Here is a 13,033-nt window from a genome sequence, read left to right on the forward strand (position 1 = left end):
GAGTGAGGCGGAACTCTAACATGTGGTCCTGAGTGGAACAATAACCACCCTCAGCTTGTATATATTAGTAAATCTATAATATACTAAATAACTAGGTTAATCATCACATGAGTGTGACGCGTGGTCAAAGAGATCAATTCCCAGGAGCTCGAGAGCAGACTGGCTGCAAATGAAGATATATATCTGCTGGATATCCGCAGCGAAGCGGAAGTGGTGGCCGGGGTGTTGCCGAGCTCAACTCACCTGCCCATGCACCTGATTCCGCTGAAAATCACTGAACTTTCACCAGATAAGGACATCGTACTCTATTGCCGCAGTGGAGCCCGTTCTTACCATGCATGCATGTATTTGATGCAGCAGGGGTTTGATAATGTAATTAACCTACGAGGCGGGATCATTGATTGGGCACGTAATGGATATCAGCTTGTTGCTTACGGATGATCATCACCGACGATAGTCATTTTATTATTCCGACCAGCTATCAGGACGATGAGCATCAACCGCGAAACAGGGCATGGACTTGCGTTTGGTTGATAATTAGAATATAAGATACGACTGATTTTCATACAACTAAACACTAAAGATCTGGAGGTTTACCATGGCTGATTTTGATGATGAGTTGGATGCAAGCGGCCTGAACTGCCCACTGCCCATCCTGCGTGCAAAGAAGAGCCTGACCGCAATGGATGCAGGCAAGGTTCTGCACATTATCGCAACCGACCCCGGTTCGGTTAAAGATTTCGAGGCATTTTCCAAGCAGACCGGTAATCAGCTGCTGGAGTCTCGTGAAGAAGGCGGCAAATTCCACTTTCTGATCAAAAAATCCTGATCCATACGGTTCGGATTCAAAGCCTCATCCACTGGAGGAAATTCAGATGGAAACGAAAAAATTAGCCATTATTGCAACCAAGGGTTCTCTGGACTGGGCTTATCCGCCCTTTATCCTTTCATCCACTGCTGCGGCGCTTGGTTATGAAGTGGAGATTTTCTTTACTTTCTATGGTCTGCAACTACTGCGTAAAAAACTGGACCTGCAGGTGACCCCACTGGGCAATCCGGGTATGCCCATGCCGCTGGGCATGGATAAGTGGTTCCCGGTGCTGGGGACGGCGCTGCCGGGCATGCAGTCCGTGATGACCATGATGATGAAAAAGAAAATGGCCGACAAGGGCGTTGCCGGGCTGGAAGAGCTGCGGGAGCTTTGTCAGGAGGCCGAAGTCAAGCTGATCGCCTGTCAGATGACTGTGGATCTGTTTGATATGGATTCTGCAGATTTTATCGATGGCATCGAATATGCGGGCGCGGCCCGTTTCTTCGAATTTGCCGGTGAGAGCGATATCTGTCTCTATATCTGAAGGGTCGATTGTTGAATGGAAAGGACCGCCCCCAGTAATGGGGCGCGGTCTTTTTTTGTGGCTCTGTCCGAGTTACCTGTTGCATGAGGAGCGGTGTTTTTGCGTACCGTTGTACAAGCAAAAAATACCGGGGATAACCCCGGTATTTTGGGTGCCGATCTGTGGCCAATTTTGATTTAGAATCTGTATTCCAGGCCCACCGTGAACAGGTAAGCCCTGGCATTCTCAAATGTGGCGCCGTTCGCTAGAGTTCCGTTCGCCTGCGTATTGACGCCGGCCGGAATGGTCAGCTTGTCCTTCTGGTCATACAGCAGGGCGGCGCCGATGGTCATGTTGTCCGAGTAGTTGTACTTGGCGCCGAATGAGACGATCTTGGCATCCGAATCCGGCAGTTCATAGCCAACAAATTGCTTTGGCACCGGGGTTTCATCGTAGGCAAAACCAGCCATTACGGTCCATTTCGGATTCAGTTGATGGGTCAGGCCGATGCGATAGGTGTTGCTGTCGCTCCAGTTCTTGGGGAGCGGGGTTCCAAAAACATTATTAACCACTGGATCGATGGTGGACGCGTAGTTGAAGTCCAGCTGTTTGTAGGCCGACCAGTAGGTGCGCTCATAGACGAATTCAACCGTGGTCCGATCGCTGATGTCGTAGGCCGCTGCCAAGTTCAGGGCAGCCGGTGCGGGAATTTCCACATTAGCGGGTCCGGTATAGGGCGGGCGCACTCCAAGTGGAAGAGGAAGTGCCGCCGTTAGATTTGCATCCCCTTCAACCGTCAAATTGATCTTCGATCGATAGGTGGCCGCTAGGGAGAGTTGATCGGTGGCCTTGAAATGGAGGGCCAGATTGTAGCCGTAATCGAAGGAGTCACCGGTGAGATTGCGGGTTGTCCCTAGGCTGTTATCGCTTTTGACCACGCCGTCACTGTAGATCACCCGGACGCCCGCACCCACGGAAAACCGGTCGTTGATACGATAGCCGACGGAGGGATTCAGCTCCAGGGTCTCCAGGGTAAACTCCTCGGCAAATCCAGCCGCAGGACCCTTCCAGCGCTTGCTGAGGCCAACCGGTACCACGGCAGAGAGCCCAAACCGGAAATCACCCATCGCGGGGCTGACATAATGGAACGAGGGGATGGGTATATTCTCGACCTTGGTGGAGTCGGGTGCAAGATCCCCGCTGGTCAGGTCGATACTGGTAAGGTGCGCCAAGGTCAGGTCCGCCTCCAGACTCGCCCCCGGGGCGTTGTATACCATTGCCGCCGGATTGTAGTAGGCGGCATCGGCGCCATGGGCGTTGGCGACATAGGCAGCGGAAAGCGCCATGCTATTGATGGAGTTTTCCGGGATTTTATAACCGGCCGCCATCGCCTGGCCGGTAACTGCCAGCGAGATTGCCGAGACAAGCGCAAGTTTCTTCATCTATTTGGTATCCCCGTAATTTGGTCTGCGGCCTTAACTGGCCTGTACGTTAATGTTCGATCATCTCCATGACCTGGGGGTCGATACTGTTTGGGGGCTGATCTCGACCGTTTAATTATTATTTAAAGGAATCTAGCATTCTGTTTTTATTTGCACAACCGTTTGAAACACTCCTGCACATGAAGTTTTATGAAGATTGATAAAAATCAGTATTGATCTGTTGCACAAAATTGTAATCTGGCCTTTTGCGCTTAGTAGAAACGATCGATTTTATCGAATGATCGGCGCATCATGAGTCGGGGCTTGTGGAAGCGGGAAATGGAATGTCTCATTCGACGATTTTAAGCAATATCTCCCGATTAGTATTAATCTGGTGCCTTATGCTTCATGCAGATGCAGCGGAGCCGCTGTTGCGGCCCTATATACTGTCATCCAACGTACAGGGTGACATGGTGAAGGCTGTTATTGAGCTTAAAGAGGCATTGACGGCTGGCGGATTTCAACTACTTGGAGAATATTCTCCTGATGCCGACCGCCACGTTATCGTAGTGACCAATGATTACCTGAGGCGGTTGGCGGCGGAGGAGACGAGTGCGCTGTTTTCTGTCCCGCAGCGAATCGGTATCACCCGTTTTGAAGGACGATTGCAAATTGCCTACACCAATCCTGATTATCAAAAATATGCCTTCAGAATAAAGGGAGATCTTGAGCCAGTAAGAGTACAGCTGAAAAATATTCTGGGGGAGCAGGAAACGTTTGGATCATCCAGGGGGCTGACGGCGGCGATATTGTCCGGTTATCGCTATTCATACGGTATGGAGCAGTTTGATGACTTTCTGTATTTGGGTAGGTTTGGAAGTCAATCCAGGGCGCTGAAAGTGATAGAGGAAGGCTTGCGTAGCGGCCGGGGTGGAGTCAACGTCGTTTTCAGGACTGAGATCCCGGGGGCTGCCGTATCCCTGTTTGGTGTGGCGCTGAAGGAGGGGGCGGGTAGTGACCAGGCTGTCATCGACACGGTGGATATCCAACCGTTAAAACATACCCCGCGTTTCCCCTATACCCTGGTGGTGCGCAAAGGTGAGATTTTTGCACTCCATCCAAGGTTCGCACTGCCGCTCGATTTTCCCGATCTGGAGCGGACCGGGAGGTACAGTTTTACCGGGTTGATCAAGGTACTCGGGGCGATCGAAGAATCCCTGCATTCACTGTTGAGTGATCGTTGAGCGGGGGGCGACTCTATATGTTGGAGGTTCGTGGTTCGGGTTGTTTGTGCACGGAAACCGGCAATTCAGGCAGACCCTCATGCCAGTTATTTTAAAGAGTTATAATTTTCTAAAATAATTGGCCTTTTCAAGGATTTGTATGCTATAAAAAGATTTTATTACCAATCATATCTGTGGGGATATCATATGGCCGATCGCAGACTTCAGGTGTTTCATACCGTGGCACGGTTGCTCAGCTTCACCAAGGCGGCGGAATCTCTTCATATGACGCAGCCGGCGGTTACCTTTCAGGTCAGGCAACTGGAAGATTATTTCAATACCCGTCTGTTTGACCGCACCCATAATCGCATCAGTCTTACGGATGCGGGAGCGCACGTTTACGAGTATGCGGCTAGAATTTTTGAACTTTATGCCGAAATGGAAAACTCTGTCCGGGCCATGACCGGAGAGATCAGTGGCTCGTTAACTATAGGGGCAAGTACGACCATCGCGGAATATATGCTGCCGGCGTTACTGGGTGATTTTAAAGTAAAGTATCCCGATGTGAATATCCACCTGAAGGTCTCCAATACTGATGGTATTGTCTCCATGGTGGAGAACAATACCATAGACCTGGGTGTGGTTGAGGCGCCGGTGGCCAATAAAAATCTGGTGGTGGAGATATGCAAGGCCGACCAACTGGTAGCCATTGTCCCTCCGGGACATCCGGAAGCGCAGCGCAGTACCCTGACCTATGAGGACCTGATCAAATATCCGTTTATCTGCCGGGAAGAGGGCTCGGGAACCCGTGAGGTGATCAATGAGTATCTTGCCCAGATCAAGGACAATGTGGATGATTTGAATATCTCCATGGAATTGGGCAGCCCGGAGGCGGTCAAAGGTGCTGTCGAGGCGGGCATGGGCATCTCTGTGGTATCCCGGGCGACTATTCAGAAAGAACTGAAACTGGGTACGCTGGTGGCTATCAATCTTGACCCGGGGCTGGAGAGGCCTTTCTCTTTTGTGCACCAGAAACAAAAGTTCCGCGCACGGGTAATGGAAGAGTTGCTGGAGTTCGCGCAGAAATACTGTGAAGAGCACAAGAACGACTGCATAGACTGATTATGCTGTTACCGAGGCAGAAACTTTCCGACGAGAAACGAAAGCTGCTCAAACTCTATTCTGCTCTGAATGAACAGGATAAACTGAGCCTGTTGGCATTCGCTGAGTTTCTGCTTCAGCGTGCCGGACCGGTCTCCGAGGCTGATGAGCTGGGGCCTGTGCCAGAGCCAAAACCGATCCCCCGACCTGAAGTCGAAAGCGTTGTTGCTGCAATCAAAAGGCTTTCCGAGAGTTATCACATGCTGGAACGGTCAGTGCTGTTGACGGAGACCTCCTCTTTGATGACGGCGCACATCATGCACGGGCGCGGTGCTAGTGAAGTGATCGATGAGCTGGAGAGATTGTTTGAGCGTCATCATCAGGCGTTTCTCTCAAAGCGGCGTGAACAATAACAAGAGCGGTTAACAGGCCTATCCGGATGCAATTTCTGACAGATTGGTTCAAGCGGCATTTTTCTGATCCAGAGGTCATTTTTCTTGCCCTGTTTCTGGTGGTGTGTTTCGCCATCATTATTACCATGGGGGAGATGCTGGCCCCGGTGTTGGCCAGCGCAGTGATTGCCTATCTCCTGGAAGGACTGGTCGGTAAAATCCAGCGTATGGGGCTTCCACGCATTGGCGCAGTGCTGGTCGTGTTCGTCGCTTTTCTGTTATTTGTCACGTTGATTCTGTTTGTGTTGATGCCTGAACTGTCGCGCCAGGTGACGCAGCTGTTTCAGCAGATTCCCGCGATGATTTCAGAGGGGCAACGGCTGTTGATGCTTCTGCCGGAAAAGTATCCGGAGATAATTTCCGCTGCGCAGGTGCAGGAGATATTCACCATACTGCGACGTGAAATTGCTACGTTTGGTCAGCAGGTGGTTTCCCTGTCACTGTCGTCGGTGGTTGGAATCATTACCATTCTGGTCTATCTGATTTTGATGCCGTTGCTGGTTTTTTTCTTCCTGAAGGATAAACGGATCATCCTCGATTGGGCGCTTAAATTTCTGCCAAGAGACAGGAAGTTTGCCGATACTGTATGGCGGGACATGGACGAGCAGATTGCCAACTACGTGCGTGGCAAATTCTGGGAAATTATCATTGTCGGGTCGGTCAGTTTTTTCACTTTCACCTTTATGGGTCTGCAGTATGCCATGCTGTTGGCCGTGCTGGTGGGGCTCTCCGTCATTATCCCCTATATAGGTGCGGCCGTAGTCACCTTTCCGGTGATACTGATTGCCTGGTTTCAGTGGGGCTGGAGTAACGATTTTATCTGGTTGAGTGTTGCCTATTTTGTTATTCAGGCGTTGGACGGCAATGTCCTAGTGCCGCTGCTGTTTTCAGAGGTTGTGAACCTCCATCCGGTAGCTATTATCGTGGCGATACTGGTGTTTGGTGGACTATGGGGGTTCTGGGGGGTGTTTTTTGCCATTCCGTTGGCAACACTGGTGCAGGCGGTTATGCGGGCGTGGCCAAACAAGGTATTGCCTTCAAGTTAAAAGACAATACCTTGCGCAAACCGTCAGGTTATTTTGGCGTCTTGCAGCTGCTCAGGCCAAACGGCAGATAAGCGGGACACCAGCCGATGGCGGCGGTAAACAGGGGGATTATGCCGATGGCTCCCCACCAGTTTTGGGCTGTCACACCCCAGGCAATCAAGCCAATTCCTACCAATGCCCGAAGCCCTCGATCCATACTACCCATATTCTTTTTCATCATAAGCTCCCATGCCGTTGTGTTGCGATTTAGAGGCTCTCGCCTCATGGATTACGGGTTAGAGAATAGTCTTTCGCTCAAGCCATGTCTGTGACTAAGTCACACAGGGGTTTGACAAGCTGATCCGCTTTACCGTTCGCTGTGTTTCTGATGGAGTTTTTCCGGGTCAAGCAGTTCTATGGAGCCACGTGTTACCTTGATCATTCCATCCAGCTCAAACTCCTTCAGGATTCTGCTGACCACTTCTCGCGAGGTGCCGAGTTCCGAGGCGATCTCCTGATGGGTTACCAGTAGTACATGACCCGTTTTGTCCATTCTGTTGCAGAGGTGGTCGGCAATTCTTTTGTCCATTCTCCTGAAAACCACATCTTCCACTACATTGATTATGTTGGATAATCGAGTAGCTACCAGGCCAAAAATGTAATCCTGCCAGGCGCTAGACTCAGATAGCCAGCGTCGGACATCGCTGGCGGGTACCACGGCTGCCTCCACATCAGTTTCACAAATAGCAAATGCAGGAAAGGGGATATGACTGAGAATGCAGGAAGCAGTAAGAATGCAGCTTTCCCCCGGGCCTACCCGATAAAGAGTGATCTCTTTGCCGTTTTCCCCCAGCTTGTAGACTCTTGCAGTGCCATTGAGGAGGATCGCCAGATGACTGCAGTTGCTACCTTCATGGCACACGTGTTGCCCTTTGGGAAGATTTGCGATGCTGGCTTTTTCGAAAAAGTATTGGTTTAGCGGGTCATCGCTCTGGCGTATACATTGGATCTGTTCCGCCAGCCTTGCTCTCATATTACTATCTATGGCCACGGGGTGCTCCCGGTATCAATAGTGTGAATTGCCGGATATTACCGGCACCCAATCGGCGGATTCCAGCCATGAAGATGATATGGATTCTGGCTCAGTAACAGCAGGTAGTATTATGTTGGCGCCATTTTTTCTGATCTGGGCGATAATCCCGCTTATCTCTTCGTTGTCCGCTTTAAGGACAGGACCGGCCAGCCGAACAAAGTCCGCATCCAGATAGTGCAGTACTTTGAGTGCCGTGCTGCTTGCGCCGAAGCGCGAGAGTGAAACCTTAATGCCCATCTCCTGCAACTGGACGAAATGTTCTTTTGCAGCTTTCAGATCAATACTCAAATCGGCAATGCGGTATTCAAGGACCAGTCCAACCCCCACCATCTGCCGGGCTCGCAGCTGATCCCTGAGCCAGCCCGTAATTGTGCCTTGAAAGATGGATTTGGATGATTGAGCAACTATGAGCAAATTGTTTTTTCCTTCAGCCCGTTTCTCTTCCAGCGTAACCAACGCGCGCTCTATGAGCCACTGACTGAACTGGGTGCCAAGATTTTCTGCATCGGCCAGTGACATGATTTCCGAGCTGCCGAGCTGACGTCCATCAGGAAGTAGTAGCCGGGGTTTCACATCATATGCTTTCGTGCCCGCTTTTTGAGTATGAGTCAGTGCTCTGAAAAAGAGCTGGAAGCTTCTTTTCTGAAGTGCCTGTTTGAACAGGTCCGGCAGCTCACTTGCATCGGCCCTGTTGCGTGGGCCTCCTCCTTCAACATACAAATTAACGTATCGATCGCTGCCTTGGATGTCCTGTGAGGCTGCGGATGCATTGGCGATAAGGTCGGATGCGCTGCTCTGCTCGCTGCCAAAGGTGGCAATTCCTATATACGGGGTCAGTTTCGCTTCGGTTTTTAATTCGATTAGTTTATGCGCAAGCTTCTCGGCCAAACTGATTATATTCTTCTGATGTGGTCGCAGGATCAGAATTGCAAAACTGTCATCATCTATGCGGGCGGCAATATCCTGCTCTTCCAGCAGTCCACTGATAAGACTGCCCAGATTGGCGAGGTAACCGTCATTTTCCGGGCTTAAGCGGTCATTGCCTGCTTTTTGGAGTGATATATAGAGCACACCACCAGTGGCGACGAGATCCTGTATCCGGGTGGTTGTTTGATCGAGCTGTTCATAAAAGTGGCGTCGGTTATGGAGCCCGGTGAGCAGATCCCTGCTGTTGGGGTGGTGATGCTGTTTTTCCAGAATGCGTGCGCGTTGCACCCGGTGGGTGATTGTATTGACCAGGTGCCGGGGACGGATTGGCTTGCTGAGGAAATCATCCCCGCCAACGCTCAAGGCATCCAGCTGTTTGTCTGTATCCTGTTCCCCGGAGAGAAAAACAACCGGTGTCATGACGAAATCAGGGTGCTCTCTGATAATGGTTGTCAACTCAATGCCGTTGGCATTGGGCATATAGATGTCCATCAGAATCAGGTCGGGGCGGAACTTGTCGAGTGCCTCGATTACTCTCAGGGGTTCTGTTATGACCTGGGTTTTCATGCCGCTTTTCCTTAGTATGGAAGCGGCAAAATCCGCCTGCGACGGATCATCTTCGACTATGAGAATACGGTAACAGTCAGTCTTGGGTGAGGCCAGTTCGATGACTCGGTCAGTGAGGTCCTGGGTGTTTATCGGCGTGAGGTAGTAGGCATCCACGCCGCTGCGAAGAGCCAGCAGACGTTGTTCCAGATCCCGTGTCTGGCTGATGCAGATTACCCCGACATGTAGTTTCTGGCGCTCCTGCTGTATGGCCAGTTCACGCTTGAGCATGGCAAATCTGGCAAGAAAACTGTCATCGATGATTAACACATCGGGCAGGCGTCTCTGTATTTCGCCTTCCACGTCATCCGGGTGATTGAAGCCCAGAACAGTGCAGCCCTGCTCTTCCAGCATGCCGGTCAGTCCAGGCGCCAGCTTGTTATTGCTAAGCAGTAGATAAACCAGCCGATTTGCCGGCTTCTCTGTTCCTGATTTGCTGCGTATCAGATCAGACTCATGCTTGATAGCCGAGATCAGTGTGCCGACGGTCTGTTGTTGTTCAATTGTTGGAATGGTGTCGCGGTCTATGAAATTGCCCAGGTAGACTTCCAGGGAAAAACTACTTTCACTCAAGTTGATCAGGCCAAAACCGCCACTGGTGCCGGTCAGGTTCTGGACCTTGAGGCATAGTTTCTTTAACAGGGTGTTGTTCCATATTCCCTGGGAGAGTTGAATCCAGTCATTGCCAATACTGATGATCCGTTCAGGAAGATGCTGAATAAACGCTGCTTTGAGCTCACGCTCTTTTTGTTGCTGTTCAGGCATATGTTCAGTTCCTTGCTATACAGTGTATGCTGACAGGATCCAGGCCAATGCTGGTAACGCCAGTTTTGCATTATATTATCCCATTGGCAGCAATTGTAACCTATTGGTTAGCACGCTGTTTTTGAAATTTCGGGAAGTCTGGCCGGCCATACCGTATGGGTGGGTTTGTGATATGGGGACAGTCCTCGGGGACTGGAAAGATTACTCTTTCCTGAGCCGGTATATGAGCTTCGGGTGAGGCGCTGATATCAGTTGGAAACAGAATGTCAGAAATGAAAATAACACGGACCCTGTTGATCAGTATGGAGCGGGCCAGATTGTTTTATAGCGGGCTCGGTTTTGCCGGTATCGCCACCATCCTGTTGTCCGCGCTGGTCTACTGGCTTGGCGCTCGGGTGGGCGGTGGCCCGATACGCCCGCTGGCGGGCGGCCTGATATTGATCGGTGTCATGCAACTGGCGATCTGGTACGCCTGGCATCTGCGCAAGCCAGATAAATTCAGGGTCAGGCGATGGGTCTATTACCCACTGTTGACTACGCTGCCGTCGGGCGCCTGCTGGGGCGGTATTACGGCCTATCTCCTGCCGCTGTATCAAACAGATACGGGCCTGCTGATACTGCTCTCTATCGGTGCTAGCGCGCTGTTGTCGATCATGTTGCTGTCCGCCCTTGATTTGATGGTGTTGCTGTTTTTTGCCAGTTTTCTGACTTCCCTGTTATGGGTGTTTAACTACAGTCAGCTCTGGCCTTCGGGCAGCATAGTCACGGTCTTACTGGCTTTTGTAGTGGGGCTTGGTCTGGTAGCGGCCGCATTTTCAGTGCTCTTCGGCATTATTGCCCGGCTTCGGGCCGGGAAACAGAATGTCAGTGGCAAGCTCGATCAGGCTCGCCTCAAAATGGTCGGATTAAACTCCCGGCTCAGCGATGAGGATGAGCGTCGGCGCGATGTGGAGCAAGAGCTCTATCTGGCCAAAGAGGCGGCCGAGACCGCCAATATGGTGAAAGGCGAATTCCTTGCCACCATGAGTCATGAAATTCGTACGCCACTCAACGGTATCGTGCCGCTACTGGAGATCCTGCGTGAGACCAATCTGGATCGGGAGCAGCGGCAGTTTGTGAATACCGCGCTGAATTCATCCTATCACCTGCTGAGCATTATTAATGACATTCTCGATTTCTCGAAAATAGAGGCAGGAAAGCTCGACCTGGAGTCAATCGAGCTGAATCTGCGGGATCTGGTTGAGTCCGTGGTGACCATGATGTCCAAGAGCGCCGAGCGTCGCGGATTGGATCTGGATTACCGGATAGCGGCGGATCTGCCCAGGATGGTCAGGGGGGATCCGATCAGGCTGCGTCAGGTACTGACCAATCTGGTCAGCAATGCCATCAAGTTCACTTCCAAAGGCGGGGTCATGGTTGAGTTGGCCTGTCGGGGGCGCAGCAGAAAAAATATTGAGGTGATCTTTGCCGTCAAGGATACGGGCGCCGGCATCAGCGGAGAGATTCAGGCCCGCCTGTTTCGATCCTTCAATCAGGCCGATGCTTCCACTACCCGTAAGCATGGAGGAACCGGGCTGGGCCTGGTGATCTCTCGGCGCCTTGTGGAGTTGATGGATGGCAAGATAGGGGTGAGGTCGGAAGTAGGAAAGGGATCGGTCTTCTGGTTTTTGGTCCCGTTGCGTAAATCCTTGCAGGATATACCGGCTGACAGGCGCTCGCTAAAGGGGGTGCGAGTTCTAGTTATTAATGATAACGATCGTCATGCGGAGAAGTTGGAGCAATATCTCAATGAGTGGGGTGTCCTGCATCAGCGCACGAATAGCACTATGGATGCCCTGTCAAAATTGATATCAACCGCAAACCTGGGTGAGAGTTGGGCCTATGAAGTGGTAATTATTGATAACAAGGCCCTGGGTGGCCGGCTGCGGGGCTTTCTGCAGGAGATCAATAGTGAGCCGCTGCTGGGGGGGGTGAAGCTGTTGACAATCGGCGATTCCGTTCGATCAGTCACCAGGCTGGGTGTGGACGCCACACTCGCGCGACCGGTAAAGAAGAGTGATCTATATCGTGCGTTGTGTCGACTGATGGATGTGCAGAGTGAGGTGGCACAGGGTTCACAGACGGCGGCAGAGAAGCTTACCAATCAATTTCTTTATGCTGATTCCCAGGGCCAGTCATGGGCGGAAACGGTACCGATTGAAACAGCTGACGAATCGGGAGATCAATCCTCCAGCGAGGTGCGGCTGATGGGGCATGTCCTGTTGGTCGAAGATAATCTGGTCAATCTCAATGTGGCAAAAAAGATTCTGCTACGGTTGGGCCTGGAATGTGATGTGGCTCAGGATGGACTGGCTGCCCTTACCGCAATTAACCACCATCACTATGATCTGGTGCTGATGGATTGCCAGATGCCGCGTATGGATGGCTATGAGGCCACCCGGGCGATTCGCCTGCGGGAAGCCACCAAGGGATTGACCCGTTTGCCGGTCATTGCCATGACCGCCAATGCAATGGAAGGCGATCGTGAAAAATGTCTGGATGCCGGAATGGATGATTATCTCTCCAAGCCGGTCATGCCCGCGACCCTGCGACTAATGCTTTGCCAGTGGCTGCCCCGAAGTGAGCAGGATATCCCGGAAATGAGAAGTGAGGAGATTCAACCGGGTAGCGAAGCGGAAAGAATTTATCCTGCATCCGGTGATTCAGTCGAACGGGGTGGGCGGTTAACCGATGTTGATCGGGGTGTACTCGAAGAGTTGCAGGAAATTATGGACGATGATTTTTCCACCTTGCTGTTGAGTTTTCTTGATGCGGCACCGGGACTGATCCGTGAGATTGAAGCGGGTATTCTGGATGGGGATGCCAAGCAAGTGATTCTGCCTGCCCATTCATTGAAGTCGAGTAGCGCCAATGTGGGTGCGCTGAAGCTTTCTGGTATAGCACGCCAGATGGAACAGGATGCGAAAAACGGGGATCTTGCCGCCGTATCCGCTGCATTTGAACAACTGAATCAATCTTGCGATGCTGCCGGCCGCATCCTGCGTAAGGCGTGTGAGCAGGGATTGAATCAACTGGGCTTTGACTAA

12 protein-coding genes and 1 pseudogene are annotated in these 13,033 nt (G+C 51.6%); 8 read left to right on the forward strand and 5 right to left on the reverse strand.

The window, feature by feature from the left end:
* Nucleotides 1–120 precede the first annotated feature (120 nt).
* The 3 genes from A3GO_RS0121475 (at nt 121) to dsrE2 (ending at nt 1,355) form a co-directional block, all read left to right on the forward strand.
* A complete protein-coding gene (locus A3GO_RS0121475; protein ID WP_029135147.1) occupies nt 121–441 on the forward strand; it encodes a rhodanese-like domain-containing protein in 321 nt (106 codons plus the stop codon).
* A gap of 157 nt (nt 442–598) precedes the next feature.
* Nucleotides 599–829 (forward strand): sulfurtransferase TusA family protein, encoded by a 231-nt coding sequence (locus tag A3GO_RS0121480; protein ID WP_029135148.1) that lies wholly within the window; start codon nt 599–601, stop codon nt 827–829.
* A 46-nt stretch (nt 830–875) separates the two neighbouring features.
* The gene (dsrE2, locus tag A3GO_RS0121485) at nt 876–1,355 is read left to right on the forward strand and encodes a sulfur carrier protein DsrE2 (protein WP_029135149.1); all 480 of its coding nucleotides are present in this window, start codon (nt 876–878) and stop codon (nt 1,353–1,355) included.
* A gap of 176 nt (nt 1,356–1,531) precedes the next feature.
* Here dsrE2 and A3GO_RS0121490 read toward each other — a convergent pair whose 3' ends face one another.
* Nucleotides 1,532–2,776 (reverse strand): OmpP1/FadL family transporter, encoded by a 1,245-nt coding sequence (locus A3GO_RS0121490; protein ID WP_029135150.1) that lies wholly within the window; start codon nt 2,774–2,776, stop codon nt 1,532–1,534.
* Nucleotides 2,777–3,156: 380 nt separating this feature from the next.
* Between A3GO_RS0121490 and A3GO_RS24980 the strand changes: the two genes are divergently transcribed.
* The 4 genes from A3GO_RS24980 to A3GO_RS0121510 all read left to right on the forward strand — a co-directional run bounded on the left by A3GO_RS24980 (nt 3,157) and on the right by A3GO_RS0121510 (nt 6,577).
* On the forward strand, nt 3,157–3,999 hold the full coding sequence (locus A3GO_RS24980) for a hypothetical protein (RefSeq protein ID WP_051302781.1): 843 nt from the start codon (nt 3,157–3,159) through the stop codon (nt 3,997–3,999).
* A gap of 186 nt (nt 4,000–4,185) precedes the next feature.
* Complete coding sequence (locus A3GO_RS0121500) at nt 4,186–5,100, forward strand: selenium metabolism-associated LysR family transcriptional regulator (RefSeq protein WP_029135151.1); 915 nt, start codon at nt 4,186–4,188, stop codon at nt 5,098–5,100.
* 2 nt (nt 5,101–5,102) lie between these two features.
* Nucleotides 5,103–5,492, forward strand: a complete 390-nt coding sequence (locus tag A3GO_RS0121505) for a hypothetical protein (protein WP_029135152.1) — start codon at nt 5,103–5,105, stop codon at nt 5,490–5,492.
* 26 nt (nt 5,493–5,518) lie between these two features.
* On the forward strand, nt 5,519–6,577 hold the full coding sequence (locus A3GO_RS0121510; protein WP_029135153.1) for an AI-2E family transporter: 1,059 nt from the start codon (nt 5,519–5,521) through the stop codon (nt 6,575–6,577).
* Between the two features lie 28 nt (nt 6,578–6,605).
* Here the strand turns inward: A3GO_RS0121510 and A3GO_RS0121515 are convergent, their stop codons facing one another.
* The 4 genes and pseudogenes from A3GO_RS0121515 to A3GO_RS0121530 form a co-directional block, all read right to left on the reverse strand.
* On the reverse strand, nt 6,606–6,794 hold the full coding sequence (locus tag A3GO_RS0121515; RefSeq protein WP_029135154.1) for a YgaP family membrane protein: 189 nt from the start codon (nt 6,792–6,794) through the stop codon (nt 6,606–6,608).
* Nucleotides 6,795–6,923: 129 nt separating this feature from the next.
* Entirely contained in the window at nt 6,924–7,145 is a 222-nt protein-coding gene (locus tag A3GO_RS26645) for a Crp/Fnr family transcriptional regulator (RefSeq protein ID WP_029135155.1), read from the reverse strand.
* A gap of 150 nt (nt 7,146–7,295) precedes the next feature.
* Nucleotides 7,296–7,589, reverse strand: a pseudogene (locus tag A3GO_RS26650) (Crp/Fnr family transcriptional regulator); the annotation flags it as partial.
* 33 nt (nt 7,590–7,622) lie between these two features.
* Nucleotides 7,623–9,947, reverse strand: coding sequence for a response regulator (locus A3GO_RS0121530; RefSeq protein WP_029135157.1), 2,325 nt, complete (start codon nt 9,945–9,947; stop codon nt 7,623–7,625).
* A gap of 272 nt (nt 9,948–10,219) precedes the next feature.
* On the opposite strand from A3GO_RS0121530, the gene A3GO_RS24990 reads away from it, so the two are divergent.
* Entirely contained in the window at nt 10,220–13,033 is a 2,814-nt protein-coding gene (locus A3GO_RS24990; protein WP_051302783.1) for a response regulator, read from the forward strand.

Origin of the sequence: Sedimenticola selenatireducens DSM 17993, assembly GCF_000428045.1 — a bacterium.
GTDB classification, from domain to species: Bacteria; Pseudomonadota; Gammaproteobacteria; order Chromatiales; family Chromatiaceae; genus Sedimenticola; species Sedimenticola selenatireducens.